This window comes from Kitasatospora sp. NPDC086009 (assembly GCF_044540385.1).
Lineage (GTDB): Bacteria > Actinomycetota > Actinomycetes > Streptomycetales > Streptomycetaceae > Kitasatospora.
This window is the reverse complement of the sequence record NZ_JBITSA010000003.1, coordinates 520,871-541,519: the sequence shown is the minus strand read 5'-3', so window position 1 is coordinate 541,519 and position 20,649 is coordinate 520,871. Positions and strand designations below refer to the sequence as shown.

The 20,649-nt window shown below is 70.8% G+C and carries 10 protein-coding genes; 6 read left to right on the top strand and 4 right to left on the bottom strand.

What is annotated here, in order from left to right; translation table 11 throughout:
* Positions 1 to 95: 95 nt before the first annotated feature.
* Both ACIF6L_RS11515 and ACIF6L_RS11510 read right to left on the bottom strand, forming a co-directional pair.
* Complete coding sequence (locus ACIF6L_RS11515) at positions 96 to 389, bottom strand: hypothetical protein (RefSeq protein WP_352287575.1); 294 nt, start codon at positions 387 to 389, stop codon at positions 96 to 98.
* 121 nt (positions 390 to 510) lie between these two features.
* Positions 511 to 1,278, bottom strand: a complete 768-nt coding sequence (locus ACIF6L_RS11510) for an SDR family oxidoreductase (RefSeq protein WP_329490338.1) — start codon at positions 1,276 to 1,278, stop codon at positions 511 to 513.
* Between the two features lie 104 nt (positions 1,279 to 1,382).
* Here ACIF6L_RS11510 and ACIF6L_RS11505 point away from each other — a divergent pair, with 104 nt between their 5' ends.
* On the top strand, positions 1,383 to 2,354 hold the full coding sequence (locus ACIF6L_RS11505; RefSeq protein WP_396488081.1) for a LysR family transcriptional regulator: 972 nt from the start codon (positions 1,383 to 1,385) through the stop codon (positions 2,352 to 2,354).
* Between the two features lie 155 nt (positions 2,355 to 2,509).
* Positions 2,510 to 3,085 carry a TerD family protein gene (locus ACIF6L_RS11500; RefSeq protein ID WP_329490340.1) on the top strand — a complete coding sequence of 192 codons (576 nt, stop codon included), beginning with the start codon at positions 2,510 to 2,512 and terminating at the stop codon, positions 3,083 to 3,085.
* A gap of 60 nt (positions 3,086 to 3,145) precedes the next feature.
* On the opposite strand, the gene ACIF6L_RS11495 is transcribed toward ACIF6L_RS11500, so the two are convergent.
* The gene (locus tag ACIF6L_RS11495) at positions 3,146 to 4,426 is read right to left on the bottom strand and encodes an FAD-dependent monooxygenase (protein WP_396488079.1); all 1,281 of its coding nucleotides are present in this window, start codon (positions 4,424 to 4,426) and stop codon (positions 3,146 to 3,148) included.
* 249 nt (positions 4,427 to 4,675) lie between these two features.
* Between ACIF6L_RS11495 and ACIF6L_RS11490 the strand changes: the two genes are divergently transcribed.
* The 3 genes from ACIF6L_RS11490 to ACIF6L_RS11480 all read left to right on the top strand — a co-directional run bounded on the left by ACIF6L_RS11490 (position 4,676) and on the right by ACIF6L_RS11480 (position 8,194).
* Positions 4,676 to 6,724, top strand: coding sequence for an FAD-dependent oxidoreductase (locus ACIF6L_RS11490; RefSeq protein WP_396488077.1), 2,049 nt, complete (start codon positions 4,676 to 4,678; stop codon positions 6,722 to 6,724).
* Between the two features lie 37 nt (positions 6,725 to 6,761).
* Positions 6,762 to 7,358: a PadR family transcriptional regulator gene (locus ACIF6L_RS11485; RefSeq protein ID WP_329490343.1), complete on the top strand. Its 597-nt coding sequence runs from the start codon at positions 6,762 to 6,764 to the stop codon at positions 7,356 to 7,358.
* An 89-nt stretch (positions 7,359 to 7,447) separates the two neighbouring features.
* Positions 7,448 to 8,194 (top strand): hypothetical protein, encoded by a 747-nt coding sequence (locus tag ACIF6L_RS11480; protein WP_396488075.1) that lies wholly within the window; start codon positions 7,448 to 7,450, stop codon positions 8,192 to 8,194.
* Positions 8,195 to 8,267: 73 nt separating this feature from the next.
* Here ACIF6L_RS11480 and ACIF6L_RS11475 read toward each other — a convergent pair whose 3' ends face one another.
* Positions 8,268 to 12,629, bottom strand: coding sequence for a LamG-like jellyroll fold domain-containing protein (locus ACIF6L_RS11475; protein WP_396488073.1), 4,362 nt, complete (start codon positions 12,627 to 12,629; stop codon positions 8,268 to 8,270).
* 467 nt (positions 12,630 to 13,096) lie between these two features.
* Between ACIF6L_RS11475 and ACIF6L_RS11470 the strand changes: the two genes are divergently transcribed.
* Entirely contained in the window at positions 13,097 to 20,146 is a 7,050-nt protein-coding gene (locus tag ACIF6L_RS11470) for an RHS repeat domain-containing protein (RefSeq protein WP_396488071.1), read from the top strand.
* The last annotated feature ends 503 nt before the right edge of the window (positions 20,147 to 20,649 follow it).

Genomic DNA, 20,649 nt, shown 5'->3' with positions numbered 1-20,649 from the left:
CTCATCGCCGGGCCCTCGCCGTTGGGCGCCGGAACGCCCGACCCTCACCGCCGGGCTCTCGCCGCCCGGCCTTCAACGCCCGGCGCCGGAACGCCTCACTGCTCGACGCGTTCCGGCACCGGGTGGACGGTGCCGTCCAGGTCGACCGTGCAGGTGAGCGGGTGCTCCGCCGAGCCGGTCCGTTCCAGCCGGACCGAGACCGGCAGCGGGGGCTCCTCGGGCAGCCGGACGGCCAGGGTGAGCGGGTAGAGGCCGTGGCCGTGGACGCGGTGGAAGGCACACTCCCGGCCGTCCACCAGCAGTTCGGTCTCGGTGATCCAGCCCGAGCGGACGTTCACGGTGACGGACCGGCCCGCCCGGTCGAGGTGGAAGCTGTACCGGCGGCGCATGGCACCTCCCGCGCGGGGGTCCTGGCCCGCACGGCCAGTCTAGGCCGGACCTCGCGGCGTGGCCGGAGCGCGTGCTCCGCCACCTGGTGCGGGGCGCCGGGCCCCCCCACGGCCTTCGCGGTCAGACCAGGCGGCCGCCGCCGTCGACGTGCAGGACCGTTCCGGTGACGAACGGGCTGGCCATCGAGAAGAGGACGGCGCGGACCAGGTCGTCCGGGCTGCCGACCCGGCGGGCGGGATTGCGCTCGGCGACCGCGCGCAGGAACGGCTCCTTGTCGGTGCCCATCCGGTCCCAGGCGCCGCTGTCCACGATGCCGGGGGAGACGGCGTTGACCCGGACCGGGGCGATCTCGACCGCGAGGGCCTGCACCAGGAAGGCCAGCGCGCCGTTGGTGGCGGCCATCACCGTGCGGGCGGGCGCCGGGCGCCACGCGGCGACGCCGGAGAAGAAGGTGAACGAGGCGCCGTCCGGCCCGTCGGTCGCGGCCTGGCCGGCCAGGTGCTTCGCGAGCAGCAGCGGGCCGACCACCTTGGCCGCGAACGCGCGCTGGACGTCGGCGAGTTCGAGTGCGGCGAGCGGGCCGTTGGCGGGCATCGCGGCGGTCGAGACCAGGTGGTCGAACCGGCCGGTCGCGGCGGCGAGGGCGGCGATCGACGCCTCGTCGGTGAGGTCCACGGGGACGACCCGGGACGGGCCGGACAGCTCGCCGGCGGTCCACTCCAGCTTGCGCGGGTCGGGGCCGGCCAGGACCAGTTCGGCGCCGGCCGCGGAGGCGGTGCGGGCGAGCGCGCGACCGGTGTTCGAGCCGGCGCCGACGACCACGACGCGGCGCCCTTCGAGGGCGGCGGGGGCGAGGGCGGGCGCGGTGGCAGGGGAGGTGGCGGTCATGATCGATACTCCGGGAGAAGGAGGGCGGTTTCGTGTTCCACCCTGCGCCGAGCTGCACCGATGCGTCCAAGGCTTGTCTTTTCGCCGAGCCATAAACTCTGTGCATGGCTACTCTCCGACAGCTCGAATACCTGGTGACCGTCGTCGACACCGGTTCGTTCACCCGGGCCGCCGAGCTGCTGCACGTCACCCAGCCCGCGCTCTCGCACCAGGTACGGGCACTGGAGCGGGCCGTCGGCGGGACGCTGCTGGAGCGCCTGCCGCGTGCCGTCCGGTTGACGCCGATGGGCCGGGCGGTGCTCCCGCACGCCCGCGCCGCGCTCGCCGACGCCGAGCGCCTGCGCACCGCGGCCCGTCTCGCGGCCGGTCTGGACGGTGGCGAGCTCGAACTCGCCACCGTCTACTCGATCAGCCTCGGCATCCTGCCGCCGGTGCTGCGGGCCTGGCACCGGCTCCACCCGAAGGTGCGGATCCGGCTGCGCGAGTACGCCCACACCGACGAGCTGCGCGCGGCGATGGCGGCCGGTCAGGCCGACGTCGCGGTCGGTACGCCGCCGCCGGACTGGGAGGGGCCGATCCGGGAGCTGGGCGTCGAGGAGTTCGTGCTGGCGCTGCCGGCCGAACCGGACGCGGGGCCGGCGGGCCGGGTGGTCCGGCTGGCGGACCTGTCCGGGCGCGACTGGGTGCACTACGCGCCGGGCAACGGCCTCGCCGACCTGCTCGACGGGGCGTGCGCGGAGGCCGGGTTCCGGCCGAGGGCCGCGGTGCGGACCGAGCAGACGGCCGCCGCGCCGCTGCTGGCCGCGGCCGGGCTGGGGCCGGCCCTGGTGCCCGCCAACCTCGTCCCGCCGGGCTTCGACGGCCTGGTCCGCCTGCCCGAGCCGCCCGTGCGGCGCCCGCTCGCGGCGTACACCCGGACCCGGCCGGATCCGCTGACGGCGGCCTTCGTCGACCTGCTGGCGCGGCAGGCCTGCCTGCTGCCGCCGCACGTCGCCGAGCTGCTCGCGGGGGCGGGGGCGGCGGCGGTCGAGGTGGCGGCGGTCGAGGCGGTGGCGGCGGCGGAGCCCGGTGAGTAGCTCGGCGACGTGCGGGGAGCAGGTCGGGCGGCCGGGGCGCGCGCGGGTGGATGCTGCCGGGGGCGCACGACGGGGGCGCATCAGGTCGGATGGATTCTCGTGATCTCTACAGTGTTGTAGATTCTTTCGGAGGGAGAGCAACCGAGGAGGGCATCGTGGGAGTTTCGCTGGCCAAGGGTGGCAATGTCTCGCTGACCAAGGAGGCGCCGGGCCTGACCGCCGTCATCGTCGGTCTGGGCTGGGACGTGCGGACCACCACCGGGGCCGACTACGACCTGGACGCGAGCGCACTGCTCTGCAACGCGCTCGGCAAGGTGGTCTCGGACCAGCACTTCGTCTTCTTCAACAACCTGCGCAGCCCCGAGGGGTCGGTCGAGCACAGCGGCGACAACCTGACCGGTGGCGGCGACGGCGACGACGAGCAGATCAGGGTCGACCTCGACGCGGTGCCGGCCGGGGTGGCCAAGGTGGTCTTCCCCGTGTCGATCTACGACGCCGACGCCCGCCTGCAGAGCTTCGGCCAGGTCCGCAACGCGTTCATCCGGATCGTCAACCAGGCCAACGGCCAGGAGATCGCCCGGTACGACCTCTCCGAGGACGCCTCGACCGAGACCGCGATGGTCTTCGGCGAGCTGTACCGCAACGGCGCCGAGTGGAAGTTCCGCGCCATCGGCCAGGGGTACGCCTCCGGCCTGCGCGGCATCGCCACCGATTACGGCGTCAACGTCTGAGACGCCGGCGCCACCCCCGGACCGTCGGCGCGCCGGTCCGGGGGTGAAACACGGTGACATTCAGGGGTTCTGACGCCCAGTCGGTGGACGACCGAGCGCATGGCCGCCGAACCCGCCCGTACCGGCGACCTGTTGGCGCCACCACGCGGTCATCGCGCCCTCGTCCATGGCCGCCCAGTCGGGCGCCCCGGTCACCTGGGCCCGCCCGAGCCGTCGGCCGACCTCGACCATCTCCCGCCCCACCGTGCCGCGTTCGCGGTCGTACGCGGGCAGCAGCTCCGCCCAGGAGTCCGCCGCCCGCCAGGCGTCCTCGAAGGCGCAGGCGTCCTGCACGGCCTTGACCGCGCCGCTGGTGTTGTGCGGGCGGACGACGGTGGCCGCGTCCCCGGCGAGCAGCAGGCGCCCGGCGGTCCGGCGCGGCGCCGCGAGGTCGTAGATCGGCTGGATGAAGGTCCGCTCGCGGGGGGAGAGCGCGACGACCCCCGCCCAGTAGGAGGGCAGGTGGCGCTCGGCCAGCTCGGCCAGTTCCTCGAACTGCCCGCCGGTGAGCGCGCCGGCCGGGACGCTGGTCGGGTCGCCCGGCCGCAGCCAGGCCGGGGTCGGCGCGTAGAAGACGAAGTTGACCTGGGTGGAGCCCGGGGTCAGGCCGGGTATGCGGTAGAGCACCACCTGGCCGCCGGGGTAGCAGACCGTGATCACCTCGTGCTCCGGCCAGAGTGCCGCGCCGCCGGGCAGCCCGTCCAGCAGCCGGGCGTCGAAGCTGCCGCGCCAGCAGACATAGCCCGCGTACTCGGGCCGGGCCTCGGGGCAGACGGCCTCGCGGACCACCGACCGGTACCCGTCGGCGCCGATCACCAGGTCGTACGGCTCGCGTCCGCCGGCCGCGCCGGTCACCCAGGCGTGGTCGGTGCCGGTGCCCGGGGCGCCGGCACCGGAGGCGCCGTTCCCGACGGCGGGGACGGCCTCGCCGAGCCGGAACTCCACACTGTCCGGGGTGCGTTCGCGCAGCGACTGCCACAGCACGCCCCAGTGGTAGGAGCGGAACGGCATCCCCTGCGCCCAGAGCAGCCGTCCGCGCGGTCCGCCCCCGCCGTCGGGATCGCGCGCCAGCCAGTGCCGTTCGGTCAGCCGGTGCCACCGCATGCCGTCGTCGAGGTGGCCGGCGCCGGCCAGTTCGACGAAGCGGTCCTCCAGGACGCAGAGGCCGACGCCGCGGTCCTCCAGCCGGCCGGGGCTGCGCTCCAGCACGACCACCCGCTCCGCCCCGCCCCGGGCGGCCGCCCGCGCGAACGCGCACCCCGCGATGCTGCCGCCGACCACGGCTATCGATCCGCCTCGCACAGTCGTCCCCTCCCCGGGGTTCCTTCGAACCCCCACCGGTCCCGGGGTTCCTCCGAACCCCCGCCGAGGAGGAACCCTACGCACATCCGGCCCCGAGCTGACGGGTGGTCAGGCAATTTCGGACGCGGCCGGGCGGGGCCGGCCGTCGTCCCCCGTAGGGCCGCGTTTATGCAACTAGTTGCATACTCGGCTCCACGTCCCCTACCGTGTGGTAACAACGAGCCGCCGCACGCCGCACAGGAGACGCCGATGAGCACCGACCCCCACCGGGCCCGGAAGCCGTACCCGCACCTGCTGAGCCCGCTCGACCTCGGCTTCACCACCCTCCCCAACCGCGTGATCATGGGATCGATGCACGTCGGCCTGGAAGAGGCGCCGAACGGCTTCGAACGGATGGCCGCGTTCTACGCCGAGCGCGCCCGCGGCGGCGTCGGCCTGATCGTCACCGGCGGCATCGCCCCCAACGAGGCCGGCCGGCCCTGGGGCGGCGGCGCCATGCTCACCACCGAGGCGGAGGCCGACCGGCACCGCGTCGTCACCGACGCCGTGCACGCCGCCGGCGGCCGCATCGCGATGCAGATCCTGCACTTCGGCCGCTACGCCTACCACCCCGACCTGGTCGCGCCCAGCGCCCTCCAGGCCCCGATCAGCCCGTACGTGCCGAACGCCCTCACCGCCGAGCAGGTCGAGCAGACGATCGAGGACTTCGTCCGCTGCGCCGCCCTCGCGCAGCGGGCCGGCTACGACGGCGTCGAGATCATGGGCTCCGAGGGCTACCTGATCAACGAGTTCACCGCCGCCGCCACCAACCACCGCGAGGACGAGTGGGGCGGCGCCTACGAGAACCGGATGCGCTTCCCGGTCGAGATCGTCCGCCGGGTCCGCGAGCGGGTCGGCCCCGACTTCATCCTGGTCTACCGCCTCTCCATGCTCGACCTCGTCCCCGGTGGCTCCACCCTCGCCGAGGTCGTCCGGCTCGCCCAGGCCGTCGAGGCGGCCGGCGCGACCATCATCAACTCCGGCATCGGCTGGCACGAGGCGCGGATCCCCACCATCGCCACCTCCGTCCCGCGCGGCGCCTACGCCTGGGTGACGAAGAAGGTGATGGGCTCGGTCGGCATCCCGCTCGTCACCAGCAACCGCATCAACACCCCCGAGATCGCCGAGCAGTTGCTCGCCGACGGCTGCGCCGACCTCGTCTCGCTGGCCCGCCCGCTGCTCGCCGACCCCGACTTCGTCGCCAAGGCGCGGGGCGACCGCTCCGCCGCCATCAACACCTGCATCGGCTGCAACCAGGCCTGCCTGGACCACACCTTCAGCGGGCAGATCACCTCCTGCCTGGTCAACCCGCGCGCCTGCCACGAGACCGAACTCGTCCTCGCACCGACCAAGCGGCGCAAGCGGATCGGCGTCGTCGGCGCCGGCCCGGCCGGGCTCGCCTTCGCCGTCTCCGCCGCCGAACGCGGCCACGGCGTCACCCTGTTCGACGCCGCCGACACCGTCGGCGGCCAGCTGAACGTGGCCCGGCGGATCCCCGGCAAGGAGGAGTTCGACGAGACGCTGCGCTACTACCGCACCCGGCTGGCCGAGTTGGCGGTCGAGCTGCGTCTCGGCGCACTGGTCGACGCGGAGCGGCTCGCCGCCGAGGGCTTCGACGAGATCGTCCTCGCCACCGGCGTCACCCCGCGCACCCCGGCCGACCTCCCGGGCATCGACCACCCCAGCGTCGTCGGCTACCTGGACGTGCTGCGCGACGGCGCGCCCGTCGGCGAGCGGGTCGCCGTCCTCGGCGCGGGCGGCATCGGCTTCGACGTCGCCGAGTACCTCACCGACCAGGGCGACGCCGCCAGCCTCAACCCGCCGGTGTTCCACCGCAAGTGGGGCATCGACCCGGAGTACCGCGAGCGCGGCGGCCTCACCCGCCCCGAGCCGCCCCGCCCCCCGCGCAGCGTCCACCTGATGCAGCGCAAGGCCACCAAGGTCGGGGCGGGCCTAGGCAAGACCACCGGCTGGATCCACCGCACCGAGCTCAAGCACCGCGGCGTCACCATGGTCGCCGGCGCGAGCTACGAACTGATCGACGACGCCGGCCTGCACTTCGTCGTGGACGGCGAACGGCAGCTCCTGCCCGTGGACACCGTCGTCCTCTGCACCGGCCAGGAACCCCGCCGCGACCTGGACGCCGCCCTGCGCGAGCTCGGCATCACCCCCCACCTGATCGGCGGCGCCGACGTGGCCGCCGAACTCGACGCCAAGCGCGCCGTGAAGCAGGGCACCGAACTGGCCGCCACGATCTGACGGGGGCGGGTGCTCCGGTGGGATCTAGGATCGGGGCATGTCCCTGCCGCACGCCATCCTGACCGCCCTGCTGGAGAAGCCGTCCTCGGGGCTGGAGCTGACCAGGCGGTTCGACAGGTCGATCGGGTTCTTCTGGTCCGCCACCCATCAGCAGATCTACCGGGAGCTCGGCCGGCTGGAGACGGCCGGGCTGATCCGGGCACTCCCGCAGGACGGTCCGGCGCGGGGGCAGAAGAAGGAGTACGACGTCCTGCCCGCAGGCCGCGCCGAGCTCGAACGGTGGACGGCCGGCGGGGACGACCCGAAGGCCGTCCGCGAGCCGCTGTTGCTGCGGCTGCGCGCGGCGGCGGTGGTCGGCACGGCCGGGCTCGACGCCGAGCTGGCCCGCCACCTCGCGCTGCACCGTGCGCAGTTGGCCGACTACCGGGAGATCGAGCGGCGGGACTTCCCGTCGGGCCGGGCGGCGGAGGGTGGCCGGCCCGCTGAGGGCGACGAGCCGGCCGACGGGGACCGGCTGCGGCACGCCGTACTGCGGGCCGGAATCGGGCTGGAGTCCTTCTGGGTGGAGTGGCTCACCGAGACCCGGGCCGCCCTGCCCGCGGACCCGTCCCGACCTGGCCTCCCTACGGCCTGACCTGCGACGATGCCGCGTGGGCGGGCGCGGCCGCAGGCCCGGTGGGACACTGAGTGCCTGTCCCTGCCCGACTCCCGATCGGGGGCCGTATGTCTCACCCGAGGCCTCTCCTCGCCCTCACCGCCGCAGCCGTGGTCACCGTGCTCACCTTCGGGGCGGCCGGTATCGCCACCGGCTCCGCGGCCCCGTCGGCCGTGACGATCCGGGCGGCCGCGCCGGCCGGCCAGCTCCCCACGGCCGACCAGCTGAAGGCGGCCCTGCTGAGCAACACCGAACTCGGCCCGAACTTCTCCGAAGTCCCGGTCGCCGACAGCCCGACGGCGGCGGGCGGCGCCTCCCCGGTCGCCGGCTGCGACGCGCTCCGCGCCCTGCTGAACGGGAACGAATCCGGGCCGTCCTCTCAACTGCCGCACCAGGAGATCGAGTTCGACGGCCCCGACGGCAACCCGATGCTGACCGAGTCGCTCACCGCCGAGGACGCCACCCAACTCACCAGCGACCTCACCGTGGTGTCCGACGCGTTCACCGACTGCCACAGCCTCACCTTCAACGACGGGACCGACGCCTCCGTGACCTTCACCGTCACCCCCGTCACCCTGGGCGACCGCAAGGACGCCCCCGCCGTCCGTCTCGACGGCACCCTCGCCGGCGTCCCGCTCAGCGGCTACCTCGCGGTCGAACGCTTCGGCACCGTCGCCCTCTCCTACGGCTTCTACCAGCGCGACGACCCCTCCTCCCAACTCGCCTCCCTCTACTACCGCGCCGCCGTCGCCAAGGCCGAACGCACCCTCGGCACCACCGCCGGCACCGCCACCGCCCCACCCGCCTCCGTCTGACCCCCTCGACAACGCCGAACGGCCCCCTCCCGAGCACCACTCGGAAGGGGGCCGCACGCGTGCGCCTCGGGGCTCAGCGCGTCTGAGCCTCGAAGTACCAGCGCTGGTTCGGAGCGCCGTTGCACTGCCAGACCCCGAGCGCGGCCCCGTTGCCGGTGTTCCACCCCGGCAGTTCGAGGCAGGTGGCGGAGTCCGGGTTGTACAGCGAACCGTCGTACTGCCGCACCCAGGTCTGCGTCGTGGGGTCACCGCAGGTCTGGACCGTGACGCTGCTGCCCCAGTGCGCGGGCTTGTCCTCGGTCCCGAGGCAGCGATCGGCGCCCGGAACCTTCAGCTGGTTCTTCTCGGTCAGCGTGAAGTGCTGGTTGTCGCCGTTGTAGCAGTCGTGTACGGCGGCATAGGCACCGAGACCGCCGCCCCAGTTGTCGACGCACTTGCCGGGGCTGTAGGCGCTGTGGATCTGCACACTGGCGGCGGTGGTGGCCAGGGTGTTGACCTGCTGGTCGGTCAGCGCGTACGGGTAGAGCCGGACGTCGCTGATCGCGCCGCTCAGTCGATCGCTGGGGCCGGGGTAGCGGGAGGTGACATCGCCGCCGATGTTCACCGTGCCGTTGGTCTTCCAGACTCCGGGGATGTTCGCGGAGCCCGCCGCCCGGCCGTTGACGAAGAGCGTCGCGACACCGGTGCCGGCGTTGTACGTCCCCACCAGGTGGGTCCAGACACCGGTCAGCGGCGACGGCCGAGCTCCGTCGTCCACCACCGCGTAGTAGGTGCCGGTGTGGTAGTTGTCCGATTCCGGGAAGACGAAGGCCCACTTGCCGAACTGGGCCGAGTACTGGAGGTAGAAGGGGCTCCGGTCCTGGCCGGCCAGCGAGACGACGGTCTGGTAGTCGTTGGTGTTGTCGAGCTTCACCCAGGCGGCCACTGTGTAGCTCTGCGTGGTGTCCAGACCGGGCTTCTCGGTGGTCGGGCCCACCGGAGCGGTCGACCGGTAGACCTTGGTGCCGTCGAAGGCGGTGGCCTTGTTGGCCGCACCGTTGTGATCGGTGGTGCGCGCGATGTTCTCCTTCGGGTACAGCGCGTTGGTGTCACCGGTGTCGCCGCCGCTGCGGCCGTCCAGCGCCCACCAGAGCGGATTCACCCCGGTGTCCCCGATCGTCTCGGGGCCGACCTGCCAGGCGAAGCCGGCGTTGGCGGTGCCAGGGTCGGTCGTCTGTCCCCACCACACGTCGATCCGGCCCTCTGCGGTCTTGCCCCAGAGGGTCGGGTGGCCGGATCCGGTGAGGTCACCGTCGGAGCCCAGGACCGGCCAGCCGTCCACCGGCACCGCGCCGATCTTCGCGGTGGTCGCGATCTGGGTCAGCGTCGGCACCGTCAGGGGTGCACCGTTGTCATCGAGGACCGGCTGGCCCTGGTCGTTGGTGGCGACCACCGTACCGGTGGTGAAGGTGTAGGCGAACAGGTCGCCCTGTGCCCCGTCGGCGGCCGTCCGCAGGTTGCGCGCCCACAGGCCGGGGCGGCCCTGCTTCGCCCAGTCGCCGGGGGTGATGAGCTCCTTGTCCTTCCACCCGGAGGCTGCCAGCCGGACCGGCTTGCCGAGGGTGTTGGTCCCGGTGGCGGGGTAGAACCAGAGCGCGGCGTCCGCCCCGTTGTCGGTGCTCTCGACGGTGAGCAGGCCGGTCCTGTTCTTGAACTTCAGGCCGGCGTCGAGGTCGGTGTGCACCGGGTCCCCCAGAGCGGCTATCCGCAGGGTGGTGGACCAGTTCGCGGCGTTGTAGCCGGCCGCCGTGTACCAGGCGCAGGTCTCCGTCGCCGTCACCACGCACTGCGGTTTGGTGAGTTTGGCCTTCGAGTTGATCCGTCCGACGACGTTGTCGTTGTTGGGGTTGCCGTAGACCCAGAGGTTGGTGTCCCCGGGAGCGTGGGCGATGACGTCGTCCACGTTGTGCCCACCGGTCAGGGTGCCCCGGTGGGTGAGCTGGATGTTGTTCCAGCCCTGCCCCGTCGGCGAGTCCGCCGCCGTGGCGGCGACCGCCACGGCCGGACTGGTGGCGTGGGGGTTCCCGGGTGCGTTGTAGGTGCGCAGGTAGCCGGACTGGTCCGGGGTGAGGATGTCCGGTGCGCTGTCACCGGTGAGGTCGCCGAAGGCCGGCGGAGGTCCGTCCGGATTCCACGGGACGTAGAAGGCGTACTGGGCGATCGGCGACACGTTGCTCGCGTTGTCCATCACCTGGAGGTAGAGGATGTTGGTCCCCCAGTGCGTCGGAAGGACGCCGATGCCGCCTTGGGGGAACGAGGCGCCGCAGGACCAGCCCGCGCCCGCCAGCTGTGGGTTCCACGACCAGCGGGCACAGACCAGACCGGAGGGGGAACCGCCGTTCGGCGCCGCGTCGGCCGCGGTGAACGGGACGACGCCCCACTCACCGGAGCGCTTCTTGGAGACCTGGCCGTTGCCGGAGGGCGGGAACTGGTTCGCCAGGTCGGCCTCGGACAGCTGGCTGTAGACGTTCGGAACGCTCAGTGTCGGCGGCGTGAGGTCGATGCCGAACCGGCAGGTGGGCGTCGAGTCGGACTTCGCGTCGATCAGGGTGTCGTAGGACTGGGCGCCCCACCCGTAGACGTGGCCGTCCGTGAGCACGGCGGGCGGCACCGGGAAGCCGGCGACCCCTCCGTTGGGGACCTCCTCCGAGTTGCCGCTCGCCACGTCCGGCGCGCCGGGCAGTGAGTAGTCCCAGATGTGGGTCCAGGACCTGAGCGTGTTCTGTATCGGGCTGTGCACGTTGACGTTCAGCGAGACGTTGCCGTTGAACCCGGCCGAGGAGTTCATCCAGCCCAGAGAGGAGCCGTCGCAGCCCTGGTTGGTGGTCCGGGGATCGGCGGTGCTGGGGGCCGGCCAGGCGTTCGGGTTGGTGGGGGTCTCGGGGTAGCGGTCGTACTCGACCACGACGACCGGCCGGTAGTCCATCCGCTTGAACGCGAGCTTGTTCTGCTCGTCCCGGGCGAAGAGGCCGAAGGTCAGCGAGTCCCGCGACGGTGCGTAGTTCTGGTAGGCGGAGGTGACGTCGTAGTCGAACTGGAGGTTGTCATGGCAGCCGTTGCCGCCGGATCCGGCCACGTCGGCGGAGCCGACCCGGTCGCCGACGACTGCCGGGGGGGTGGACCAGGTGGTCCCGTTGTCGATCCCCCCGGTCAGGTACAGGTCCACCGGGTACTTGTTGGTGCAGGAGTGGTCGGCGGACTCGTACTCCCAGACCGACATGGTCGCCCGGTGGATGAAGATGTCGTTGTACCAACGGGTGTCGAACTGGAAGTAGGAGCGTTCGACGCCCTTGACGGTCTGGTACCCCTGGTAGCCCACGCCGGGGTGGTCGTACTCCTGGCCGGTGGCAGTCGTCTTCAGGTAGTTGGAGTCATAGGGGTGGCCCGCCTGCGTCCACGTCCAGGCATTTCCCTCGCGCCGGTCGTACTGCCAGACCGGGTCGATGAACCAAGGGCCCTGGCCCTGGCCGAGGACGGACCGGTCGGGGACCACCTCGATGCCGTCCGCGGTGGCGGTGGTGGCCATGGTGGCGACCTTCGCGTCGATTCCCGGCCCGTCCGCGGTGCTCGTCCGGGGCGACTTTCCGGGCGGGCCGGGGTCCGCGCCGTCCACGCCTGCGGCGGCCTGCGCCGACTTGCCGGCCGGGGGAGCGGCCGCGGTGGAGCTGTCCCAGATCCGGGGAGCCGGAGCATGCCAGGCGACGGTTCCGTCCGTCGCGCTCGCGGTGAGGTTGTTGGCCGCGTCGGCCTTCACCGTCACACCCTTGGTGGTGGTGCCGAAGCGGACCTTCTGGAGCTTCGGGTCGGCCGCCGCCTCGGGGGTCTTGACGATGAGGACGGTGCTGAGACCGCCGGTGGCGGACGCGGTCACCTTGAGGTCGACGCCGGGGGCGACCTCCGGGTAGACGAGGCCGTCGCCGTCCTCGTCCACGGTGGGTGTGGTGAGCGGGAACGGCGACTGGATGGCGAGCGTCTCGCCCGCCGGGCTGCTCAGCGTGCCGAGCGGTCCGGGGCCGCCGCCCGAGAGATGGACGCCGGACGCCGCGACCCTGGGCCGGTACCCGCCCGCCGGGTCGGCGACGAGGGTCGCGTCGAGCTTCGCCCAGGTGCCGTCCGGCTGCTTCGCCCGCTGCTGGTCGGCGTGCTGGCTGCGGGAGAGGTGTCCCTGCGGGGTGGCGACGGTCTCGCTGAACGCATCGGTCAGCTCCGGCACCGGGACGGGCTTTCCGGTCGCCTTGGCGCGGGCGGCCGCTCTGTCGGCGGCAGCGGACACGGTCTTCTCGTCGGCCCGCTTGGCGTCGGCCTCGGCCATGATCGCGGAGAGGCCGGGCGAGGAGCTGGTGGGCGAGGCCGGTGTCGGCGCGGAGGCCGGTGCGGCGAAGGCGACCGGTGCCACCGAGGTCAGGGCGAGGAGAAGGCCGACGGCAGCGGCGACGGACCGCCGGGACGAGTGGTCGGAAGAGCGCGCGCCGGAGCGAGCTCCGGGCGGAGCGGCAGGCATGGTGAGTCCCCCACGGAAGTGTCGGATCAGCTGCGCATGGAAGATCTGTGAAGCTCACGCGCAGAGGCTGCTAGCAAGCTGTCGCAGAGGGTGACGGTTCGTCAACCGATTATTCGTACGGGTGTCCGATTTGCAGAGTGGCTCCCGATTACTCACCGTGTGAGGTCCATCACTCAGGTGATAGGTCGACAATTTGCTCGACCGGAGGGCAGTCGAGGGCCTAGCCTCCGCCACAGTCATCCATCCGTACCCGATGCGTGGTGCGGTTGAGCCTGTGGGGGGTCGAGGTGTCAGTTCGTCATGTCCGTTTCTCCTGGCTGATCGGGAGGGGGAGTCCGTCACCGGGGAGGCGGAAATCCCGGGTGGCCCTGGTGAGTTCGCTGGCGATCCTGGGCGCCCTGGTCTCGCCGATGGCGCCGGCACTCGCCGCGCCGTCGGCGGACGGGAACAAGGACCGGATCTGGTCGCCGCCGAACACCCCGCTGCCGAAGACGGCATCGGTGCCCGGCAGGGCCGAGAAGCCCAAGGTGGTGCCGCCGGCCACCGGTTCGCCGAACTGGGTCCCGCCGAAGGCGCCGCCGCCGGCTCCGCACGGTGCCGCACTGGCGACACTGGATACGGCTCCGCCCGCGGGTTCTGTCACGACGCGTACGGATGCGGGCGGTGCCGAGGTCCGCGAGCCCGCCGCCGGCGCGTCCCGGCAGGCGGGCGACCTGCCGATCTGGCTCGCGCCGCTGGCCCCGGACGCGGCCGCGACGAAGGGCGCGGAGAGCGCTGCCGCCGGTGACACGGCGGCGACCGCGACGTCCGTTCGCGTGGACGTGGCGGAGGCCAAGGCGGCCGACGGGCTCGGCGTGCAGGGCACCCTGCTGGCACTCTCCCGCAGCGGGCGGGCCGAGGCGGCCAAGGTCCGCGTGGCGCTCGACCTCGGCGGCGTCGGATTCGGCGGTGACTTCGCCGAGCGGGCGCGCCTCGTCTCGCTGCCGGCCTGTGCGCTGACCACACCCGAGGTGCCGAGCTGCCTGGTTCGCACCCCGGTGCCGTCCCACTACGACAGGCAGGCCAAGCGGCTGATCGCGGACGTCGAACTGCCGCCGGTGGAGGGATCACTGGCGGCGCAGGAGCAGAGCGCGGCGAAGTCTGCCGCAGCGGCGACGTCGGCAGTGATGACACCGCTGGCACCGATGGTCCTGGCGACCGAGGGCACACCCTCCAGTGGTACGGGCACCTACAGCGCGACCTCGCTCTCGTCGAGCCAGGCGTGGACGGCCGGAAGCTCGTCGGGCTCGTTCAGCTACAGCTACCCGATCCAGTCGCCGCCGACCCTCGGCGGGGCGGCACCTCAGCTCGCACTCGGCTACGACTCCGCCTCGGTGGACGGCCGGACGGCCTCCACCAACTCCCAGGCCTCGTGGATCGGTGACGGCTGGGACCTCAGCTCCGGGTTCGTGGAGCGCTCCTACAAGGCGTGTGCCAAGGCCGGGATCGCGGGATCCGGCGACCAGTGCTGGGGCGGCGCCAATCTGACGCTGTCGCTCGGCGGCCACTCCGGTGAACTCGTCCCGCACGACGCCTCGTGCGTGAACACGGACACCCGGTTCGAGCAGTCCAAGTGCGCCTGGCGGCTGAAGAACGACGACGGTACCAAGGTCGAGTTCCTCACCGGCGCCGCCAACGGCACCTGGAACGAGTCGTACCTGAAGGTCACCGACACCTCGGGCACGGTCTACTACTTCGGCCTCAACCAGGTGCCCACCATAGCGGGCGCGCCGAGCCGGACCGGGCCGGAGAGCAAGTCGGCCTGGACGGTGCCGGTCTACTCGCCGAACGCCGGTGACCCCTGCTACGACTCGGCCAAGGGCAAGGGCTCCTGGTGCCAGATGGCGTGGCGCTGGAACCTCGACTACGTCGTCGACACGCACCACAACCTGACCACCTACACCTACGCACCCGAGACCAACTGGTACGCGCGAGGTGGCGGTCAGAACCCGGGCGCGGGGGTGAATACCCAGTACACCCGTGGCGGCACGCTCGCCTCGATCGGCTACGGCCAGCTGGATGCGGACCAGATCGCCGCCGGCGGCAGTTACCTGCCCGCTTCGAAGATCGAGTTCGAGACGGGGGAGCGGTGCCTCGGCGCTGCCTGCGACCCGTCGCAGCGCACCTCGGCGAACGCCACCAACTGGCCGGACGTCCCGCTGGACAAGCAGTGCGCCCAGTCGGGAGTCTGCTCCAACTCCGGTCCGAGCTACTGGTCCACCAAGTGGCTCAACACGATCACCACCAAGGTCCGTTCCGGCGGTTCGTACCGTCCGGTGGACAGCTACCAGCTCGCCCACAGCTTCATGAAGCCGCAGAACTCGACCGAGGACACCGCGATCCCGTGGCTGGCGTCGGTCCGCCGGGTCGGTAAGGACACGTTCAACAGTCCTGAGGAGAAGGGCCTCCCGGAGGTCACCTTCGCCAGCGCGTTGCTGCCCAACCGCGTCGACGGCCTCGTCCCGGCGCGCCCGCGGTACAACCGTCCGCGCATCGAGGTCATCACCACCGAGACCGGCGGGACCATCTCCGTCAAGTACGCGCTCGACTCGTGCTCGCGCACCGCCGGCCGGATGCCGGCGTCCGCCGACAGCAACACGATGAGCTGCTACAACGTGAAGTGGTACGACACCGGCATCAAGGCGACCGCCGATGACTGGTTCCTGCGCTACCCGGTCGAGAGCGTCACCGTGGACCCGAACGGCAACCTCGTCCAGGGCTCGGTCCCGAAGACCACCAGCTACACGTACGGCAAGGCCGCGTGGCACCGCAACGACGGCGCCCTGGTCGACTCCGACTATCGGACGTGGGACCAGTTCCGCGGTTACGCCAGCGTGACCGCCGTGACGGGCTCCGGTACGGACGGCGCCAGGTCGAAGTCCGCCACGTTCTACTACCAGGGCATGGACAACGACCTCAAGGCGAACGGCTCGCCGAAGACCGCGAGTGTGACCGGTCCGAAGAGCGGTGCCCAGGCCGACAAGGACTGGCTCTCGGGCCGGGTGCTGGAGTCGGACAGCTACACCGACGCCGACGCCGCGGATCCCGTCGGCTACACGGTGAACACCAGCTCCGGAGAGGCCTCGACCGCCACGCACAAGCGCACCGGCCTGCCGGACCTGGAGGCCCGCTACGCGGCCACCACGTCGACCGCCGTCAGTACGGTGAAGACCACCGGTGGCACCCGCACCACCTCCACGGTGACCAAGACCGACAAGGACCACAACAACCGGGTCAAGTCCTCGCTCAGCACCGCCGATGGGACCCCTGACATCTGCACCCGCACCGATTATGCGGTTGCGAGCAACCCGCAGATGACGGGGCTGGTCGCGGAGGTGCTGACCGTCTCCGGCGCCGATGCCTGTGCCGCCACGGCGACCGCGGCCAACACGGTCTCCGGTACCCGCGCCTTCTACGATGGCGCTGCCTACAAGGTGGCGGGCGACAAGGGCGAGGCCACCGGCAGCCAGGTGCTCGACCGCTATGACGGCTCGGGTACGGCCCAGTACGTGACCAGTGGTGCCAGCACTTACGACGCGTACGGCCGCGTGGCCACCGTCACCGACCCGACGGTCTCGGACGCTTCGAACCCCAACGGAGCGGTGGCGACCACCTCGTACAGCTCGGCCAATCCGGGCGAGCTGCCGAACCGTACGGTGACCGGGACCCCGGCGCCGGCCGGCGCTCCGGACGCGGGCGGCCGGCGTGAGACCACGGTGACGGTGAACCCGGCCCGAGGGCTGCCGATCACCACGACCGATCCCAACGGCCGCAAGGTCTCCCAGTCCTATGACGCACTGGGCCGCCTCAAGGCCGTCTGGACGCCTGGCCGGGACACGACCCTGAGTGCCAACTTCACCTACGACTACGCGGTCAACGGCACCACCGCACCGTCCACGATCAGCAGTAGAACGCTGCGATCCAGTGGCCAGTACGGCACCGCGACGCAGATCATCGACGGCCTCGGCCGGGTGATCCAGACGCAGAACCCTCCGGCAATCTCCGCCTACCACGGGCGTCTGATCACCGACACCTTCTACGACTCGCAGGGCCGTGCCAACCAGGCCTACAACACCTACTACGAGGACACCAACGGGCCCGGCACGGTCCGGTGGACCCCGGACGGTGCGATGGTGCCGAACCGGACCGCCACGCAGTTCGACGGCATGGGCCGCCCGGTCAGTACCCAGTTCATCGCCCTCGGTGTTCTGCAGTCGACCACCACCACCGCCTACCCGGGCGCCGACCGGGTCGACGTGAGCCCTCCCGCCGGGGCCACCGCGACCAGCACCGTCACCGACGGTCGTGGCCGTACGTCCCAGCTGTGGCAGTACCGGACGCCGGGCGCGACCGGCAACCCGGCCGACGCGGACGTCACCACCTACACCTACACGCCGAGCGGCTCGGCCGCGACGCGGGTGGATTCGGCGGGAAACACCTGGAGCTACGGCTACGACCAGCGCGGCCGCCAGGTCCGCGCCGACGACCCGGACACGGGTGTGTCCACCCGCAGTTACGACAGCGCGGGCCGGCTCGCGTCCACGACCGACGCGCGCAACCAGACCGTCGCGCTCACCTACGACCTGCTCGGCCGCAAGACCGGTACCTACAACGGCACGGTCGCCCCAGCCAACCAGTTGACCGGCTACACCTACGACACCGTGGCGAAGGGCCAGGCGGCATCGTCGACCCGGTACGTGGGCGGTGCGAGCGGTGCGGCGTACACCAAGAGCGTCACCGGGCTGGACGTGGCCTACCGGCCGACCGCGACCACCGTCACGCTTCCCGGTAGTGAGGTCGGCAGGACCGGTCAGGCGACCTTCGGCTACCAGGCGGTCTACGACGAGATCACCGGTGCGCTGATCTCGGAGAGCCGCGCCGCAGCCGGAACCCTGGCCGACGAATGGATCACCTACCACTACGAGGACTACGGGCTGCTGCACGATATGGGCGGTGCCGGGACGACCTACCTCCGCCAGTCCGACTGGGACGCCTACGGGCGTAGCATCCGTTCCACGATGAACCCGTGGGGCACCCAGATCGTCGCCACCAACACCTACGACGAGCCGACCGGCCGTCTGCTGAACCAGTACGTCGACAAGCAGACGGCAGGGACCGGCTCCGTACAGAACACCGCGTACGCCTACAACCAGGCCGGCCAGATCACCGCGATCAGGGCGATCCCGAACAACCTCCCGGCCGCGACCGACCTGCAGTGCTTCAGCTACGACTACCTGGGCCGCCTCACCACCGCGTGGAGTGACACCGGGCAGCTCAGCCAGCCGACTCCGTCGCTCGGCGGACAGGGGTCCTGCGCCAACTCGACGCCCACCAGCGGTGCCACCGCGCCCGCGAAGACCACCGTGGGAGGCAGTGCCGCCTACTGGCAGGAGTACGGCTACGACCTGGCCGGCAACCGCACCAAGCTGGTCAATCATGACCCGGCCGGCGACCCGGGCAAGGACCTGAAGGTCGATCAGACCTTCCCGGCCCCGGGCGCCCGGAACACGCCCACCGCCGCAGCCGGCACGGGTGGCGGCACCGGTGGTCCGCACGCGCTCGCAACCGGTAAGTCCACCTTCGGCGTCGCAGTCGGTGTGCAGGGAACGGACGAGTACGACGCGGCCGGCAACACCACGAAGACCAACAACCCGGGCGGCAGCAAGGACCTCAAGGCGGGGCTCGTGCTCAACTCCGGTGAGTCGGTGCGCTCCAACAGCGTCCAGCTCGCCATGCAGCCGGACGGCAACCTGGTCCTCAGCTCGCTGCGCACCGGGAAGGCGATCTGGTCCACCAACACCCAGGACCACCCGGGTGCCTGGGCGACCATGCAGGACGACGGCAACTTCGTCGTCTACGACCCGCAGCGCGTCCCGCTCTGGTCCTCCAAGACCTGGGTCGGCAACAACAGCGGCTACTTCGCCAAGGTGCAGGACGACGGCAACTTCATCGTCTTCACATCGAGCTGGCAGGCCAAGTGGAGCAGCTCCACCTGGAACGCCGTCGATGCCGCCAACGCCACCACACTGACCTGGGACGTCGAGGGCAAGCTCGCCTCACTCACCCAGGGCTCGGCCACCACGTCGTACCTCTACGACGCGGACGGCAACCAGCTCGTGCGCCGCAACCCGGGCAAGGTGACGGTCAACCTCGGTGGCGGCGACGAACTCTCGTACGACACCAGCACCGGGACCAGCACCGGTGCGCGCTACTACAGCATCCCCGGCGGAATCACCCTGGTCCGCGAGGGCCCGGGCAAGCTGGCCTACCAGTTCTCCGACCACCACGGCACCAGCTCCCTGTCCATCGAGTCCGCGACCACCAACGAGACCCGCCGCACCTTCGACCCCTTCGGCGCCACCCGCGGCCCCGGCTCCCTCGCCACCCCCTGGTCCGGCGACAAGGGCTACGTCGGCGGCCTCAAGGACGACGCCACCGGCTTCACCAACCTGGGTGCCCGCCAGTACCAGCCGGGCACCGGCCGCTTCCTCAGCCCCGACCCCATCCTCGACGCCGGCGACCCTCTTCAGTGGAACGCCTACGCCTACAGCAACAACAACCCGGTCAACCGCTCCGACCCCAACGGCCTCAAGTCCGAGGAGTGCGGCACGCTGTATGACTGCGGATCGGCCGGCACCATCACGATGAAGAACGCGGCGGAGACAACGGCGAATTACGTTCCCGCGGCGGCGATCTCGCGAAACGAAGAAGCATCACGGCAGGTCTTCGACGTTCCTGTGCCATCGAGGAGAGGAGGGCGCCCGGCTCGAGGGGAATCCTCCAACACCAAGTCCGAGCCTACGTGCAGTTCCTATCTTGCGCTGAATGGCGGGTGTTCTGTCGGCCGAAATCTCTCCGATGAGCCGGGAGTTCCAGGATTTCTCGACGGATTCCGGAGTGAGATCCGAAATGCAGCTGCCGAATTCGGTATCAGCAAGACGGTTCTTACTGCCTTGATTATGCAGGAAGGGCGGGGAAGGCAAGCCCTCGCAGGTGCTCCGATCATTGGTGATCTGTTTAGGGAAGTAGAAACTACATCCATCAGCGGTGACACGATCGGGATTGGCCAGATGCGCCCAGATCTAGCCGCTTCACTACTGAAGTCCTACTATGGCCGAACGGTGACCGAGGCCCAGGCCAGGTCTATTCTTGCGCGCGATGACAAGATGGCAATCAGGCTGGCGGCGGCTAATTTGCGGGATTTGAAGAACAAGTACTCGCTGTCTGACTCGGCTGCATATGTGGGATATTCGATGAATGGTGCGGGGATTTCAGAATGGAAGGCCGGAAAGAAGGATTCGGTTCCAATGGGGTTCGAAAGGGAGTATGGATTTGCTCACAAATTTGATCTTGCAGAGAAGTTTTGGGGCTGATTGATGCGAATGTCTAAGAAGCGAGCTCTAGCCGGCCTCCTTGCTGCCCTGGCGGTAGTGACTGCCGTCATTGTCGCCCTGGTTGCTACTTCTGGTGGTGCGCTAACGGTCCCCTCGGTCGACCGCAGGGTCGTTGTGGATGGGCGTGTAGAAATAGCTCATTCGAACACGACGAATCCGGCAGGCGCAGAAGAGTTCGAAATATCGTACCTTCTGCTTCCTTCAGCTGGGGTGCCGGCCGACGCGGTCGCGCTTGAGGTGTCCCGCCTGAAGGACAAGGGGTGGAAGGTCTCACAGGAGATGGGCGAAAGTGCATCGCTCCTGAGTCCGACTGGAAAGACTTTGGCGACAATCGTACGTGCAGAGGTCTTCCTTCGTAATCCAGCTGATGACAGAACGATTGAGCCTGTTCTGCAGAAGATGGGCAATAAGCTCCGAGAGAATCCCGGCGCCGTCGTAATTGCGCTTGAGCGAGTATCGCGCTAGCCTATTTGCCTTGGGTG

Coding starts and splice junctions, on each gene's coding strand:
- ACIF6L_RS11515 (WP_352287575.1), bottom strand. CDS start 389: ATGCGCCGCCGGTACAGCTTCCACCTCGACCGGGCGGGCCGGTCCGTC.
- ACIF6L_RS11510 (WP_329490338.1), bottom strand. CDS start 1,278: ATGACCGCCACCTCCCCTGCCACCGCGCCCGCCCTCGCCCCCGCCGCC.
- ACIF6L_RS11505 (WP_396488081.1), top strand. CDS start 1,383: ATGGCTACTCTCCGACAGCTCGAATACCTGGTGACCGTCGTCGACACC.
- ACIF6L_RS11490 (WP_396488077.1), top strand. CDS start 4,676: ATGAGCACCGACCCCCACCGGGCCCGGAAGCCGTACCCGCACCTGCTG.
- ACIF6L_RS11485 (WP_329490343.1), top strand. CDS start 6,762: ATGTCCCTGCCGCACGCCATCCTGACCGCCCTGCTGGAGAAGCCGTCC.
- ACIF6L_RS11480 (WP_396488075.1), top strand. CDS start 7,448: ATGTCTCACCCGAGGCCTCTCCTCGCCCTCACCGCCGCAGCCGTGGTC.